The organism is Rhizobium atlanticum (assembly GCF_030182485.1).
GTDB lineage: Bacteria > Pseudomonadota > Alphaproteobacteria > Rhizobiales > Rhizobiaceae > Rhizobium.
Genome location: NZ_JAQJCJ010000003.1, coordinates 88,968 through 104,160 on the forward strand (window position 1 = coordinate 88,968; position 15,193 = coordinate 104,160).

The 15,193-nt window shown below is 60.4% G+C and carries 19 protein-coding genes; 2 read left to right on the top strand and 17 right to left on the bottom strand.

Annotated elements, in window-relative coordinates; genetic code table 11:
• Positions 1-76 precede the first annotated feature (76 nt).
• Both PH551_RS05635 and PH551_RS05640 read right to left on the bottom strand, forming a co-directional pair.
• A complete protein-coding gene (locus PH551_RS05635; protein ID WP_285192201.1) occupies positions 77-1,018 on the bottom strand; it encodes a DUF2493 domain-containing protein in 942 nt (313 codons plus the stop codon).
• A 327-nt stretch (positions 1,019-1,345) separates the two neighbouring features.
• On the bottom strand, positions 1,346-2,377 hold the full coding sequence (locus PH551_RS05640) for a DUF7146 domain-containing protein (RefSeq protein WP_285192202.1): 1,032 nt from the start codon (positions 2,375-2,377) through the stop codon (positions 1,346-1,348).
• A 376-nt stretch (positions 2,378-2,753) separates the two neighbouring features.
• On the opposite strand from PH551_RS05640, the gene PH551_RS05645 reads away from it, so the two are divergent.
• Positions 2,754-2,954, top strand: coding sequence for a hypothetical protein (locus PH551_RS05645; protein ID WP_350223846.1), 201 nt, complete (start codon positions 2,754-2,756; stop codon positions 2,952-2,954).
• Positions 2,955-3,071: 117 nt separating this feature from the next.
• Positions 3,072-4,262, top strand: coding sequence for a DUF1173 domain-containing protein (locus PH551_RS05650; RefSeq protein WP_285192203.1), 1,191 nt, complete (start codon positions 3,072-3,074; stop codon positions 4,260-4,262).
• Between the two features lie 38 nt (positions 4,263-4,300).
• On the opposite strand, the gene PH551_RS05655 is transcribed toward PH551_RS05650, so the two are convergent.
• The 15 genes from PH551_RS05655 to PH551_RS05725 all read right to left on the bottom strand — a co-directional run bounded on the left by PH551_RS05655 (position 4,301) and on the right by PH551_RS05725 (position 15,174).
• A complete protein-coding gene (locus PH551_RS05655) occupies positions 4,301-4,699 on the bottom strand; it encodes a type II toxin-antitoxin system VapC family toxin (protein ID WP_285192204.1) in 399 nt (132 codons plus the stop codon).
• Positions 4,696-4,947 carry an AbrB/MazE/SpoVT family DNA-binding domain-containing protein gene (locus PH551_RS05660; RefSeq protein WP_085781993.1) on the bottom strand — a complete coding sequence of 84 codons (252 nt, stop codon included), beginning with the start codon at positions 4,945-4,947 and terminating at the stop codon, positions 4,696-4,698. Before PH551_RS05660 ends, PH551_RS05655 begins: the two co-directional genes overlap by 4 nt.
• Before the next feature lie 89 nt (positions 4,948-5,036).
• Positions 5,037-6,053 carry a P-type DNA transfer ATPase VirB11 gene (gene virB11 / locus PH551_RS05665; RefSeq protein ID WP_285192205.1) on the bottom strand — a complete coding sequence of 339 codons (1,017 nt, stop codon included), beginning with the start codon at positions 6,051-6,053 and terminating at the stop codon, positions 5,037-5,039.
• 8 nt (positions 6,054-6,061) lie between these two features.
• Entirely contained in the window at positions 6,062-7,237 is a 1,176-nt protein-coding gene (gene virB10, locus PH551_RS05670; RefSeq protein ID WP_285192206.1) for a type IV secretion system protein VirB10, read from the bottom strand.
• Positions 7,238-7,245: 8 nt separating this feature from the next.
• Positions 7,246-8,103 carry a P-type conjugative transfer protein VirB9 gene (gene virB9 / locus PH551_RS05675; RefSeq protein WP_285192207.1) on the bottom strand — a complete coding sequence of 286 codons (858 nt, stop codon included), beginning with the start codon at positions 8,101-8,103 and terminating at the stop codon, positions 7,246-7,248.
• Complete coding sequence (locus PH551_RS05680; RefSeq protein WP_285192208.1) at positions 8,100-8,771, bottom strand: VirB8 family type IV secretion system protein; 672 nt, start codon at positions 8,769-8,771, stop codon at positions 8,100-8,102. The genes virB9 and PH551_RS05680 overlap by 4 nt, the downstream gene beginning before the upstream one ends.
• A 2-nt stretch (positions 8,772-8,773) precedes the next feature.
• Positions 8,774-9,061, bottom strand: coding sequence for a hypothetical protein (locus PH551_RS05685; protein WP_285192209.1), 288 nt, complete (start codon positions 9,059-9,061; stop codon positions 8,774-8,776).
• 37 nt (positions 9,062-9,098) lie between these two features.
• On the bottom strand, positions 9,099-10,031 hold the full coding sequence (locus PH551_RS05690) for a TrbL/VirB6 family protein (protein ID WP_285192210.1): 933 nt from the start codon (positions 10,029-10,031) through the stop codon (positions 9,099-9,101).
• A gap of 2 nt (positions 10,032-10,033) precedes the next feature.
• A complete protein-coding gene (locus tag PH551_RS05695) occupies positions 10,034-10,267 on the bottom strand; it encodes an EexN family lipoprotein (RefSeq protein WP_285192211.1) in 234 nt (77 codons plus the stop codon).
• Positions 10,264-10,965: a P-type DNA transfer protein VirB5 gene (gene virB5 / locus PH551_RS05700; RefSeq protein WP_285192212.1), complete on the bottom strand. Its 702-nt coding sequence runs from the start codon at positions 10,963-10,965 to the stop codon at positions 10,264-10,266. The genes PH551_RS05695 and virB5 overlap by 4 nt, the downstream gene beginning before the upstream one ends.
• Positions 10,962-13,328, bottom strand: a complete 2,367-nt coding sequence (locus tag PH551_RS05705) for a VirB4 family type IV secretion/conjugal transfer ATPase (protein WP_285192213.1) — start codon at positions 13,326-13,328, stop codon at positions 10,962-10,964. Before PH551_RS05705 ends, virB5 begins: the two co-directional genes overlap by 4 nt.
• On the bottom strand, positions 13,321-13,656 hold the full coding sequence (locus PH551_RS05710) for a VirB3 family type IV secretion system protein (protein WP_285192456.1): 336 nt from the start codon (positions 13,654-13,656) through the stop codon (positions 13,321-13,323). The genes PH551_RS05705 and PH551_RS05710 overlap by 8 nt, the downstream gene beginning before the upstream one ends.
• A gap of 8 nt (positions 13,657-13,664) precedes the next feature.
• Entirely contained in the window at positions 13,665-13,964 is a 300-nt protein-coding gene (locus PH551_RS05715) for a TrbC/VirB2 family protein (protein WP_285192214.1), read from the bottom strand.
• Positions 13,961-14,632, bottom strand: a complete 672-nt coding sequence (locus PH551_RS05720; RefSeq protein ID WP_285192215.1) for a lysozyme family protein — start codon at positions 14,630-14,632, stop codon at positions 13,961-13,963. Before PH551_RS05720 ends, PH551_RS05715 begins: the two co-directional genes overlap by 4 nt.
• A gap of 2 nt (positions 14,633-14,634) precedes the next feature.
• Complete coding sequence (locus PH551_RS05725; RefSeq protein WP_285192216.1) at positions 14,635-15,174, bottom strand: hypothetical protein; 540 nt, start codon at positions 15,172-15,174, stop codon at positions 14,635-14,637.
• Positions 15,175-15,193: the final 19 nt, after the last annotated feature.

Sequence of the window (15,193 nt, forward strand, 5' to 3'; positions counted from 1 at the left end):
TGGCCCTTGGTCGCACCCGTGCAATCTATAAAGCGATCTCAATTGCAATCGGGGCCGCCGCCGGAAGAGATGGCGCTCACGCGCCATCCTCCGCTATCTCCCAGACCGGAATGCCGAGACGGCGTGCCTTGTCAGCGAGATTGCCGGTGATTCCGGAACCCGGGACTATAATGACGCCCGCCGGCATGACGGAGAGCAGCTCGTCGTTGCGGCGAAAGGGAGCAGCCTTGGCATACTTCGTCCAGTTCGGCTTGAAGGAGATCTGCGTAACCTTGCGGGCCTCGGCCCAGCAGGCGGCGATGCGCTCGGCGCCCTTCGGCGAGCCGCCGTGCAGCAGGACCATGTCGGGATGTTTGGCGTGGGCCTGGTCGAGCCTGGCCCAGATCAGTTCATGATCGTTGTAGTCCATGCCGCCTGAGAAGGCGATCTTGGTGCCGGCGGGGATCAACACTTCGGTTTCGGCGCGGCGGCGTGCAGACAGGAAGTCCCGGGAGTCGATCATCGCCGCGGTGACGTGGGCGTGGTTGACCTTGGAGCCGGTGCGCGGCCGCCAGGCCGAACCGGTCTGCGCCTCGAAAAGATCGGCTGCATAGTCCCGCATGAACTCGAAGGCATTGCGGCGCTCCAGCAGCGTGATGCCTTCGGCGAGGAGGCGCTCTAGCTCGACGCTCTTTACCTCCGAGCCGTCCTGCTCGCGCTGGCCATTGCGCTGGCCATCCTCGTTGCTCTGAAGTTCCCGCTGGATGCGCTCGCCGGCGCGATGGAAGAGATTGACCGTCGACCATAGGAGATCCTCGAGATCGGGCTCCAGACGGGTGTCGCCGAGCATTTCGAAGAGGGCGCCGAACATGGCGGTCAGCGCCGACTGGACGACCGGCTCCTCTGGCAGCGGGCGCGGGTCCGGTTCGTCGTGAAAAGGGCGATGGCCATAAATCTGCATCTCGTAGATGAAGCGGTCGGTTGGGGAAGAGCCGTGATGGGGCTCGAAGGCGTCGTCAATGGGAAGGTCAAGGTTCATAATGGTCTCCGTCGGTTTGCGCCGCGCCTCTCGCGGCCTGACGGCGATCCCCGTCCAGGCGGCAGACGGCCGGAACCGCGGCGACCGACGCCGCGGCCCAGCGCAGCGCCGGGCGGCGGAAGGAAGATTTCTTGCCGCGCGGGGAATGGCGGGCCGCACGCGGCCCCGCCAGGGGAAGAAACCTGACTGACCCGCTGAAGGCCCACCCGCCGCATGGTAAGGGTCGCCCTTCGGCAGGCCCGCGGGCGGGCGCCCACCCGAACGGCGGCCGCCAAAGGAACCGGCCATCCTGCTACGTCCGCGTCCTCATCTGCCTTTTCGGCGCGATTATGCGAGCAGAAATATCTGGGCGTCCTCCGGGGCGAGTTGCGCCCTGAGATTGACGATGAGCCGCTCCGGGCCGAGCCGGCGCAGATCCTCATTGAAGTCGCCGAGCTCCGGGGCGAGCACCAGCGGCAGGATCCCGAGCGTCTGGGCGCGGCGGCTCAATCCCTCGATGCCGTGGCGGCCGGCCGCATCGGCATCAGCAGCGATATAGAGACGCCGGCAGCCATCGGGCAGCCGGAAGGCGGCAAGATGATTGGCGGTCAGCGCCGAGACCATCGGCATGCCGGGCATCACATGTGCGAGCGACAGGATGCTTTCGAGGCCTTCGCCTGCAGCCATGACTGACACCGGGCCATGGAAAGGAAAGCGAAAACGCACGGCGTTGCCGAGCAGCCCCCCGAGCGCGCGGCGGGGATCATCGACCTTCGCCTTTCCCTCGCCCTCCGGATCGAGCCATGTGCGATGCACGCCGGTGATCGCGCCGGACGGATCGGTCACAGCTGCGATCAGGGCTGGCAAGGTTCTCGTTCTGCGGGCTACAAGGTCGCGGTAGAAGCATGAGGGATGGAAGCGGAGCGCCGGGTGCAGAGCTGCCCGCAGGATGCCCCGCTGACGCAAATAGCTGTCGGCCAGTGAACCGCCAACCGGCTCTGCCATCCGAAACAAGCGTCTTGCGCGTTCTGCAGCTGATCTGTCGACCGGCGGATCGGTATTGGCGCTGCCCCTGCGGGACGACGCGGGGAGGGGCTGGGGTTCGTTCAGAAAACGCCGCGCCTCATCAGCGACGTCGCGGAAATCGACAAGGCCGCAGGTTTCCCGAACGAGGTCGAGCAGATCGCCGTATTGAGAGGTTGCGGCATCTGTCCACCGTCCGGCCCGCGGGCCGGAGAGATGGACATAAAGCGACCTGCCCTGGCTATTGGCAGTATCGCCGACGATCCAGTAGTTGCCGGCGCGATGGCCGGCGGAGAGGTAGTGGCGGCAGACCGCGTCGCGCGCGAGACGGTCCGCCAGTTCGGAGGCGGATGACATAGGGCGTTCCTCCGTCACGAGCGGCTGGGGATGGGAAAGATCATCGGTCCTGCTGTTTAGGAACGGGCAGCGGTATTTTGCAGGCTTCGAAAATGAGGCCCCGCACGGCTCGGCCGATCGAAGCAACCATGCAAGGAAATGCCGGCGCTCACGGCCGAGGAAGAAATCACGTTCATGGGAAACCTGCCGAGAGCAAGGGAAGAGCCGGCCCGCGCCGGCGCTCTCCAACCTGCCGTGCCAACCCGTCCCTGCCCTCCTCTTCCTCTTTTCACCAGACCGACAACTGAGGCCGGCTTCGCGTCGTTGATTTCTAATTATCATGATCGATTGTTCAAATTTTCGGAGGTTGAAACGGCAAACGCATGAGGTGGAGGTCGTGGTCGAGCGTGACGATGGGATGGTCGTCGGGATCGAGGTAAAGGCGAGCACCACGGTCAGGGCTACCGATTTCGGGGGCCTGAAGACGCTTGAGGACGCCTGTGGACAAACTTTTGCCTTTGGCATCGTTTTTTACGACGGCGCCGATGTCGCGCCATTCAGCGATCGGCTCACCGCAGTTTCCCTTTCCTGCCAATGACGATGAGATCGGCCCCAGCGACTGTGATATCGCTATACTAACTATTGCAAGCCAGTATAATCCACGAAGCTTGTGCTCCGGCTCGATCAGCCTTGGGTCAGGAAAGGGAGGAACGACGTGCGACAGTTTTTGATCGGCGACCAGGCATTCGATGACAGTTCTCCAGAGTTTCTGCCTCGGCTCGAACGCGCTTATGAACATAAGCTCAGGCCACTTTGCCAGTGTCGTGAGCCGCCGGTGCCGATGTACATCGCGCGGATGGAAGACCAATTCCTGATCAAACGCATGCCGCTTTCAGGCCGGCAGCACGATCCCGGATGCCCATCATACGAGCCGCCTTATGAACTGTCCGGTCTCGGTCCGTTAATTGGCCATGCGATCCAGGTCGACGCGGCGACCGGTGCGACGATGCTGAAACTTGATTTCTCTCTCTCAAAACGGGCGAACCGATCGACGTCGACGGCGCCTTCAGACCCATCAGAAAGGGTACTAAGCGATCCCAAAAAACTCTCGCTGAGGGCGATGCTCCATTATCTCTGGGATATGGGAGAGCTTACGGAATGGACGTCGCTATGGGCTGGAAAGCGCGGCTGGGGCCGCGTCCGCAGCAGCCTGCAGAATGCCGCAAGACAGATGATCGTCCGCGGCGGCCCGCTCAGCGACATTCTGTTTATCCCGGAAGTGTTTCACCAAGAGGACAAGGAAGGAATTTCCGCCCGGCGTGCCGCAACCTTGGCCGGAGCCAAGGCAAATGGACCAGGACCGCGCAAACTGATGTTGATCATCGCGGACGTAAAGGAGTTTTCGCCAGCCCGCAACAGTCAGAAAATCCTGGTTCGCTACCTCCCCTTTCCTCTCATGATCGATGAGGGAGCATGGAAGCGGTTGAATGGACGATATGAGACCGAGCTGGAACTGTGGCGATCAAACGAAGAGTTCCATCTTATCGTGATCGCCACTTTCGGCATTTCGAGCGCGGGGATCGCATCCGTGGAGGAAGTGGCAATGATGGTGGTGAACGAGAACTGGATTCCGTTCGAAAATATCTACGAACAGCGGCTCCTCGAACGGCTCTCCGGGTTAAAGCGCAGAAGCAAAAAGGGATTGCGCTTCGATCTTTCACGTGGTCAGCCGATTGCCTCCGTGACATTGCCTGACGCAAGGCCGGCGCCCGTGGCTCTGTTCATCGTTCCGACGAATGCTGACGAAGACTACGAGGTTGCACTGAGCGAGATGATTGCCGCCAGGCTAGAGATGGCGCCATGGATCTGGCGTGTGGCGGAGGGTGAAATGCCCTGTTTGCCGTGATGAGACCTTCCTTTATCTGCTCTCGAGCCGGCGTAATGTCAGGCGAGAAGACGCGCTGACTGGCCTTGGCGGGTCACCAGTTCAACTGCCTGCTTGTCGAAAGACACAAAGCTCTCGCCGCCGAGCCATGCTCCTTCGTGGGCGATAACACCGTCGGCAAAATCGCCACCAGCCTCCAAGACGGCCAGTCCCGCTTCGACTGCGGGACGGTTCATTGCCACATTGCCAGCATTGAGCAGGTCGCGGATGGTCTGTGAAACATCGTCCTTCGACAGCTTGGCACCTCGGCGCAGAATCCAGACCAGTTCACATAGGCTCGCCAGGGAAACCGCGATCAGCGATGCTTCCTTAAGGAGTTTTGCCGCCGCCCTCCCCTGCTTCGCATCGTCTTGCAGGACTGCCCGAGCGAGAATGTTGGTATCGACTGAGACCTTCATTCCTCGCCGGCCCAGCCCGAGGCCGTAATTTCGTTCATCTCTTCGATGGTCAACGGCCTTTTTGCTTTGCCAGCATGCCGACCGATAAAGTCGTCGATCGTCCCCGTTGGACGAGCCGCCTTCACCCGCAACTCACCCCCAGGCAGCTTGTCGAATTCGATCCGCTCCCCGGGCTTGACCCCAAGATGTGTCAGCAAATCCCGTCTGAGCGTAATTTGCCCCTTCATTGTAACCGCTAGGGAAGCCATGGGAAGTCTCCTATTTCAGACACCGCGAAAGTAATGGATTTTTCACTTACATTCAAGGTTCAAACGGGGAACGCGAGCACTCGGCAATTTCAGCTTCCATTGTTAGTCGCCTTAATTGCGTCCCGATAATAGACCTCGCTCACTCGAAACCGTCCGTCGATGCGCTTGCATTGGACGATGATATCGATCGCGACTGTGAGCATCTCGCGGATGTCGTGCCGTTCGAGATCCCCGCCGCCCTCCGACTCCTTAACCAGCAATGTCAGTTGCTCGAAGGCGAGGCGGGCGGAATCGGCATGAACCGTGGTGATCGAGCCAGGATGTCCCGAGTTGACATTGCGAATGTAATAGAAGGCTGTGCCGTCCCGCAGTTCCTGCAGCAGGATGCGATCGGGCCGCATGCGCAAGCAGGATTCGAGCAGGTCCTTTGCGCCGACTTTGGCTAGCCCCTGGCCGCCCTTGGAGTAGAAGAGCCGAACGTGGTTGGGCTGCGGCACCACTAGTTCCGGCGTGTCCTCGATGGAAATGATCCGCTCGTCTTGCGGGATATGGCGGATCAATGCCTTCGAGAGGGTCGTCTTTCCCGACCCCGTCGCGCCGGAGATGATGATGTTCTTTCTTGCGAACACTGCCTCGCGCAGAAACGCCTTGTAGGCGCCGATCCGATAGTACTCCAGCAGCCTTTGATCTGATCGCTTTCCGTTGTCCTCGACCGGCGCGACATCGGCAAAGAGGCCCCCATGGTCGAGATCTTCAAGGGTTAAAGACACCGACGATGGCTTGCGAATGGTGATGCTCACTCTTCCCTTCATCGTTGCTGGCGGGATCACGATCTGAATCCGCTCGTCATCTGGCAAGGTCGCCGAGAGGATCGGTCGCGTCTCGTCGATCGATTGATTGGAGAAACTTGCGACCGCCCGCGCGAGACGAATGAGCCTTTCATAGGACAGCTCGGCCATATCGTGGGTCTGCCATCCCTGCCTCCCCTCCGTAACAACTTGGCCGGGCCGATTGACGATGACCTCATAGAGCGTCTTATCGCGAAGGAAGGGTGAAAACGGCGAAAGCAATTCACGGACTACGCCTGAATCAGCAGCTTCAGTCATCCTCGAACCTATTTTGTAACAAGCTTCGAGTCGGGCTTGAAATCTCCAAGCACGGCGCGGTCGTAGATGCGATTGCGAGGTTCGGTCACGCGAAGCCGGTAGACGCTCGAAAAATCGAGATCACGCGCGACAAAGATCGAAACCAGCTCGCCCTGATGTTTCATGAGGGTCGGCGGAATGTTGATCGACTGCTCGACCGCAATAGCTGCGGCCTGCTGACCGGCACTGGTGGTGTTTTGAGCTTCGACATCGCTGTCTTGAAGCCGGCTGCTGGCGTAAGAACTCGCATCGCCAACGATGGAGAGCAGGATGGCGCCTCCGAAACGCTCCCACCAATGAGTATCGACGTAGCCGTTCACGCCGGCCCGGCCAAGGGCATCGGTTGCCGGCGACGCCAGAGTGATGATCACGCCTTTCGGGGTCTTGGCCCGGTTCCAGAGGACGAAGAGGCGTTTTTGCCCACGACGAAGACCGCCGCGATATTCGCCGACCACCTGGGTGCCCTTTTCCATCAGGACGACGCGACCGTTGTCCGACAGGACATCGCGGTTGATGACGCAACTGGTGAATCCTGGCTGGTCGGAGGAGAGCGCTGTTTCCAGAACACAAGGGATGGACGTGCCCATTGCGACAACAAAGTCTCGATTGCCGAGCGTTCCGGCGCGCGAACCCTGCAATTGTGTCGGCGTCAGCAGGCGGTTGAAACGCTGGTCCTCGTTTTCGCCTACCGAAGCGAAACCGACCGGATTATTGCCGAGTGGCACGTAGTTTGAGTTCTCATCGGATCTTTCGTCCTTCTCCTGCTGTCGCGTCGGCGGCGATTTCTCACCGCCATAGGCGATGACCGGCGCACGGCGCGCAGCATCGAGCAACTTGTCATCGTCGCTCGGCGCCTGCTCGGTTACGCCGGGCGTCGGGAGCAGGACCTCTGCCGGCGGCGCCAGCGGTTGGACGGGTTCCTTCGCCGGCTCGAAGTCCGATGTCTGACGGATGACGACCCGTTCGGGCTGCGTGCCATCAGATGGCTTGTCCTGTCCGCGCATCGACCAGAGAGCGAAGGCGACAAAGACGACGATGGCCAGAGCGACCGCGCCTCGTTTGAGGATCGGATTGTTGTCGAGCCGATAGGCAGTCGACGTCTCGGCGCGCTCACCCGGGATCTGGGTCATTTCTTGCTCGGCCATGACACCTCCTATTGCACTGGGTCGGGCGGCACTCTGACCACGCGCTCGACCGACGGTGACGTCGTGTTGGTCTCGGGATTGATGCCGATCCGATCGTATGCTTCGTTGAAGACGCAAAGGACGTCTGCGCCCCTGCGCAAGATGAACTTGCGGCTGATCGCGTGAACGAGGACGAGATTTCCGTTGGCGGACTTGGGGACGAGGCTCTCGGTGCCATCGGAATTTTCCATGTAAATCGCCGGCATTTCCTGGTTGCCGGCAAAGGCGAAGGTGGTGACCTTGCCGTTGTCGTAGACCGCCTGCGGCTCGAGCGCTTGCGCCCCCTGCGCCGAATAGCGCCAATTGCGCGGTCCATAGGCTTCGTGAAGGGCAAGCACGTGATCGGCCTCACCGGCCTGTGCCGCCTGCGCACGGGCGGTCGCCTCCTGTCGGCGCCGCTCCGCTTCATCGGCTGGATAGCGATATTTCAGATAGAAATAGGTGTTCTGCCCGGCCTCGACGCTGCCGTCACGGACAGTCAGTTCCATTTGGTAGCTGCGGGTCGATCCGTCCGGCCGTGTCGTCACAACCGAGATATTTGTCACCGGCTGGCTTTCGCGGGGTTTCAGGAACAGTATGTTGCCCGCTGGCGCCACCTCCCACGCGACACTGTTGCCAAGCGCCACATGGGCGACTTCCTCGTCGGCTGCGAACTCGACCTGCACCGAAGACCGCAGCGTGCCGACAACCTTGGTGATGTTATAGGGCTGATAATCGACGAAGCGGATGCGGCTGTCCTGCGCCGCCCCACGTGGAGTTTCGAGGGCAACCGCTGCCGATGAAAGGCTGCCTGCCAGGATCAGCGGAAGCAGGAAATAGGCTCTCAATTGATCGCCTCCGGATCGGCGCGATATTCGGTGACGACGAAGCCGAGGGGATTGATCAGCCGATCGGTTGAGGACATCGGAGCGTTGGCATAGGAGAAGGTGAGGGTTGCGACCCAGTGCGTGGTGGCCACCTCCTCCCCGCGAGTAACGGTTCTCATGTAACGCACTGATGCCACATTGGCGTTGATCAACGAGATGGAAACAATGTTGACCCGCGAGGTGGCGCTGCGGCCATAGATGTTCTGCGGGGATTGGGGATTGCTGCCGCGATAGAGAGCGGCAAATCGCGTCTGTTCCGGCTGCATCGACAGCAACGCGACGGTGCGAAAATTCTCCTCCGCTTCACTCCAGACATACCCCTCGCGAGCACGGACATACTTGGCCGCGAAGTATTTGGTAACGGCCTCGTCGTAGGTCCCGGCTGCCGACGTCAATGCCGAGACCACGTCGACGATTCCGGTCGAGTTGTCGACCCGCACCACGAAAGGTTCGACGGTTTTCAATGGAGTGAGGCCGGCGATGGCAAATACGGAAGCGCCTGCAAGGATGCCGGCGCAGACTGCCACGAACCACGCAATCCGCGCGGATCGCTCGACCTGCATCATCCGGTCCTGATCGAAGCGGCGGGCCTTTTCGAAGTAACTCTTCAAATTGTCCGTGGTAGCCATGTTCACCTGCCCTCGCATGGACGATAAGAGCCAGCGATATCGAACGGAGCAAAGGCAGCGGGTGCGGCTGATGGCAGCGAATCCTCCACATAGGCAACAGCCTGGCTCAGCGGCTGTGCGGAAACAGCCCCGGTCGTCGGCTGTTCTGCACTTCGATTATCCTGCCACTGCCACATCGAACGGTTCATCGGCCGGCGGGAATAGCCATCACATTTGGGCAGAGGGTGGGACATCGAGCCGCAAGCCGCCAAGCTCGGGATCAGGAAAAGCAATAAACCGACACGGATCATGGGAATAACCTGTCCAATTGTCTTGATGGTGAAGCTTTCAATCGGTCCGGCCTGGCGCCAGGCGGCGACCGACCGAGCGCGCCCCGCGGCCGACCGCCGTGGCTGAACGGGAAGCGGCCCAGGCGAGCGTGCTCTCATGGGCATCGCGCGCGGCGCCATATCCGTAGGTCAGCGACGCTCCGCCGGCAGCAAGTGCCGAAGCGATGCCCGGCAACTGGTAGAAAACGTAGAGAGCAGCAAGGCAGATGGCGCAGAGCGCAATCGGACGCATCATGACATCGCTATAGCCTTCGATCGCCGTAAACGTCGTGTCGATACAGGTGATCAGCAGCGAGCCGATCGCGACGACCAGGACCTGCAGGATAACGAAGTTTGCCAGCTGGCCGATCCAGGATTCGGTAAACCGGCGAGTCGACTGGAACATAGCGAGCGCGATGAAAATGGGGCCGATCGCCAGTACGATAGCGAGCGCCAGCCGGGCATAGAGCGAAACGATGTACCCGATAGCCGCCACGACGAAGCTCGCGCCGATGACCATCATGCCGCCGATCCCTGTGACGATATCGATCGGCCAGGAGGCCCGGCGCCATATCTCGTAGGCGCAGTTTTGACCCTTATCGAGCAGGCTGTCGAAAGTCGAAGCGCTCGGTGCCGTTCCCGAGTTCAGCGCCTGCGAGATCTCGCGCGGCAGCGTGTCGAAGAAGATGTTGGTGACGTAGGTCTGATAGTCGCTCGCATTCCTGACCAGCATGACGATGATGGCAAGCTTCATTGCCCGGAAGGCGAATTCGAGGATGGGCTCCTGGACGGATCCGCGGAGAACAAGGTAGCCGTAGAGCACCACATAGAGTGTCAGTGCCGCGGTCAGTGGTCCACTCACCCAGCTCGCAATATTCGAGGTGCCCGAGGAAATGAAGTTTTCCAGCGGTGTCTTGAACTGGCCGTCGACGAAGCTGAAGACCTGATACATCGTCAGCCTCCCAACGATTTGCCCATGCGCTCCAGCCGCCGCTTGCCGTCCGCAGCCTCGGCGTTGCGGCAATTTGGGGTTTCGCTGAGCTCGCCCGGATTGTTGCGGCACTCGCCGATAATCCTGGCGAGCAGAGCGTCGTCGGCCATGAGTTCATCAACGGTATAAACCCTGTCCACTGGTGCAGAGCAGGCCGACAGGAAAAGCACGGTCACGGCAGAAAGATACCATTTCATTTGAGCGCCGCCCCCATCGCATCCATGCGTTTACGCCAGTCCTCGGCTTTGCGCTGTTCATCGACCTGCACCTGCGCCTGCTGGACCATCTGCAGTGCCTGCATGCGAAGGACGTCGCTCTGCAGGAAGGCGGTTTCGGCCTGGAGGCGGGCCTGCAGGTCGGCGATGTCCTTGGCGTCAGCTGCACCGGAGATCTTCTGGCGCAGCTCATCGATGCCTTCGATGCGTTTGGTGGCGGCATCATAAATCTGCTGACCGAGGCTCATCTGTCCCGCATTCTGCTTTTGGAGGCGCGACAACTCCTGCGCATAGAAATCATTGGCTTCAGTGCGATAGGTGGAATTGTCCTGGAGGAATTTCGAGGCGGAGCTGCCGAAGACGCCGCTGCCGGTTCCTTTGAGCAGCGCCTCGATCGCATTAAAATCTTGTGGGAGCGCCTTGCGGATCGAGGGGTCGTTCAAGAGGCTCGCGACGTTGGCCATGTTAGTGATCTTGTTCAGCGATCCGTACAGCTGCTGAGCCTGCTGGAGCTGCTGGTTCAAGGTGTCGAGCTGGGACTTGAGCTGCGCGATGCTCTCGATCTGCTTGGCGATCGACGTCTGGTCGATGACGGGAATGCCCTGTGCAGACGCCAGCATTGCCGACGCAAAAAAAGCGGCGGATGCAAACAAGGGCGCCATAGTTCCTGCGCGGATCATGCTGTCCTCCTTCTCTGGTGAAATGCGGCAAGCCAGTCCTCCGGCCCGTCGCCAAGCTCCGCTCGGATGGCATCGGCAAGTTCCACATTGGCTGTCCGGCCCGAGAGAATGGCGAGCTCGTCGTCGAAGCCGTTGAGGTTCAGCTCGGCCACGACGCTGTTATGCCCTTGCTTAACGATGAACCGGCGGCTCTCGACGGAGAGTTCGCGTGAGACGAGCTCGAACTCGCGTTCGGTCAGCTTGAAACCATCGACATAGTCGGTGCGGTCGCCGCGCGGGTTGGACAGGAAAATCTGCGTCGGGCACTGTTCGATGATCGTATGGGCAATCGGCGAGGTGATGGCGTCGCGCGGGCTCTGGGTCGCAAACAGCATGAGCCCGTTCTGTTTGCGAATGGTCTTCAGCTTGTTTTGCGCAAGATCACGAAAGGCCTCGTCCTGCAGCGCCTTCCAGAATTCGTCGATGACAATGATGATGCGACGCCCATCGATCAGCTGCTCGATGCGATAGAACAGATAGGCCATCAAGGGCGTGCGGATTTCCTCGTTATCCAGGAAATCCGTCATGTCGTATCCGATGAACTTGGCGCCGACACCGATATCATCGGCCTCATTGTCGAAGACCCACCCAAGTGGTCCTCCCCTCTCCCATCTTCTCAGCCGCGAGGCGATTCCTTCGGGATCGGTGTTGTTGAGAAATGCGCGCAGGGCACCGATGGAGCGACGCTCCACCGGCAGGTCCGCCACCCCGTCAACCGCCGAAGCAATGTCGCGCAACTCCGTGATCGATAGTTCACCGAACGCTGATCCGACCAGCCTGGTGATCCAGCCGGTGAGGAATAGCTTGTATTCTGGAGTGAGCTCCCGCGCCTTCAATGGAGCGCAACCGGTGGTAATGCCATTTCTAAGCGGCAAATAATTGCCGCCTGCTGCGCGCACGAAGAGGTCGGCGCCCCGGTCCTTGTCGAAGAGAACCATGTGGGGATCATGCTTTTCGAGCTGCGACAACATGAAGTTCAGGAGCACGGTCTTGCCGGTGCCTGATGGGCCGCAGACAAAGGTATTGCCCAGATCGCTGTGGTGGAAATTGAAATAGAAGGGGGAGCCCGATGCGGTCTTGAGCACGGCGACCGCCGGTCCCCATTCGTTGCCGTCCCTCCGACCGGTAGGGTAGGAATGATAGGGAGCAAGAGCGGCGAAGTTGCGCGAGGTGATCGCCCCCGAGCGCGCCCGATGGCGGAAATTCCCAGGCAGCTGCGCCCACCAGGCAGCCTCGAGCCCTAGGTCCTCGCGAGAGACGACCGCGCCGCCCCCGGTAAGACAAGCGCGAGCTTTAGCCATGTGGTCAGTCAGCTCCTTGACCGAGGGGGCGAAGACCGTCAACGCAAGGTGATGTTCTCCCAGAACGAAGCGATTGGATTCGAGCTCGTCCATCGCCACCCCTAGCTCTTCGATCTGGGTTGCTGCCTTGTCGCCGGCACTTACCATCTGGTTCTGCTTGCGGCCCATGATCATGCGGGCGTCAGCTTTCGAGGTGAACGCGAAGGACTGCGTCAGAATGAGTTCAAAGGGGGCCGTCAGGATGCCGTCGAGCATGCCGCTACGCGTGGTCGCCGGATATTCCTTGAAGCCGAACATGCCGGCATAGCGGCTTTCTGCCTCGTGACGGATCTCGACTGTCTCGCGCCCGAAGATGACCCGATCGGAATAAATCGCCGAAGAAATCCTTCCTTCCGTCAGCGGAACCGGTTCACGCCGCCCTCCGACGATCTGATGGAGAACTTCGCTCGGTTCGGAGAACAGGATGCCGCCCTGCTCTCGAAGGGTGAGGAGACGTGGCTCGAAGCGCTGCAAGCCAGCCAGCACGTCGGCCACCCGGTCGCGCAAATGCTTCAGGGCATCTTCATCAAGTTCGATACGGGATCGGCGCGCCTTGCGCAGCCGGGAGAGAAGATTGGCTGCCCTTTCGGCAGCGTCCCGACCGGGATGCCACACGAGTGCAAGATAGAGGTCATTTCGGAAAAGGTCTTCGCCGATCATCCGATCGCGATATTTGACATTGAGGCCTTCACAGAAGGGGTTGGCGAAACGTCCCTCGGGATAGGCGTTGTCGCGACGGCGAATGACATGCGTCCAAAGCGCCAGCCGTTCGTCGGCGATATTGCGGTATAGCGTATTCAGGCTGCGGTGCAGGCCGCTGAGGTCGCGGATATCGGCGGTCTCGAAGGAAACCCCTTCCAGCGCGATCATGCTCATCAGCGCTCTGGAATCAAGCGCGATCATCGCCTCATCGACATGCCTGACATAGGGAATGAAGGTCTCCGCGCCGAGTTCGCGAGACCGGAGCGTCGCAATACTAGGCAAGGCTGAAATCCCTTTCGTGGTAACGGCGAGTGAGCGGCAAGGGGGAGAGGCTGGCGCCGCCCCAATAGGCGCTATTGCGCGAGCGGCCCCGGGTCTCGATCCACGCGATCAGGATCCGGAACCTGTTGTGATCGTGCTTGACGAGCGCGCGAAACAGGACATGAAAGGCGACGCCGACGAGCGCATAGGCGATCGATCCTGCGCTGATGTAAAGAATGGTCGTCAGCATGATGTTGACGCCCATGGCCTCCATGGTCACGCCGGCGATCATTGCCGGGCGGGTGCATGCGAGAAACAACGTGTCGTCTTCGAAGCGCGGGGTGTTCATCACGGCGATCAGCTCCCGACGATGGTGTTGACCAGTTCGGTCGCCCCGAAAATTCCGCCAATGCCAATGATCCAGAAGCCTGCGCGCCTCAGATCCATGTAACCGAACATCCAGGAAATGCAGATGATGATGACCGCGATGACCGCCAGCAGACGGGCGATATTGCCAGTCAGCATGTCGACAATGTTCTGCAGCACGGTTTCAATACCGGCGGCCTGGGCGAAGGCCGGCTCGACCATGAAGGCGACGATCGCGGCCGCCATGAGTGTGGATGTGGCAAGGGGGCGAAGACGGGGTTTCGAGATCATTCGCTTTGCTCCGATCTATCATTGCGGAAAACGAGAGCCGACGATTGCCGTCGGGAGTTATAAACGTCCCATAACGCGGCCTCAGCGGCCTGAGCGGTGTGTGGTGCTTGTTTCAGAGGCGCTTGACTCGGCTGATCCTGCGGCGATGGGACTGGCGGGACCTGATCGTCCGTTCCCGCAATGGAAAGCGAAGCCAGCATTGGCGAGAGCCGCCCTATTTCCTGACGCACCTGCTCGTCATACCGGACTATTGCGCCGACCGACGGATCATCGCGACCATAATAGGAGCGGAGCATGACGGTCTCGGCTCGAGCCGGATCGTCCCCCACGCGGAGTGCCTCACGATAGTATCGGTCGAGAAGTGTCGCGGTGGCCTTGAGGCTCAGGCAAGGGTCGAAGGCGTCAGCAAGGGAGAGATTGAGTTTCTGAAGCGCCTCGATCCCGAGGCCGCCAAGGCCGATCTGGATATCCTGGCGATCAGCCATTAGAGACGTGGCCACCTCGATCGCCTCGGCTTTCGAAGCAGGCAGGTCGGCAAGTGGCGGGCCGCTGTTGACTCGAATGGCAAGAGGCTGAAAGCGGCTCTCAAGGCTGACGACGGCAGCCAGCGTTTCGATCTTGACCATCGGCGCGCAGGTCTGCGCGATATCGACGAACGCAGCGGCCATCGTCAGTACCACACCCGCTGCGTGGCCGCGCCATCGATGGTGACGTCGATATAGTGAGGCTGCGGCCTCACATTCGGTCGCATGATCGGGTAACCCATGCACTGGCGGCGCCCATCCTGAACCTGCCAATGTGGCGACAGTATCGAATTGTCGTGGGTGCCAAAGTCGTCAGCATCATGCGAGCAGAGGGCATTGCTCACCGGTTGCGGTGACGTCGCCACGCAGGTCACTTGCCCCCCGCGCGAACCATCTCCTCCCCTCAACCTGTATCCGGCATCGCAATAGTAGGGTTCATAACCGGGCCGCGAGCTGTGAAAACTGACGCCGCTGCAGGTCGGGAACGAATGCCCTTTGGCAAGCTCCCGCCACAATTTATGGATCGGCGGCCGGCATTCGCCATACTGGGTTGGGCCACCGGGATTGGAAAGGCACAGGATAACCTCGCATCCCCAATCTTCAGCTTGCGCTTTACTGTCGAAAATAAGATAGGATGGCGTCATGCAGCAGATCGCAAGCAATGAATTCAGCAGAAGGCTTTTCATGGACAGGCCCCTTCGATAC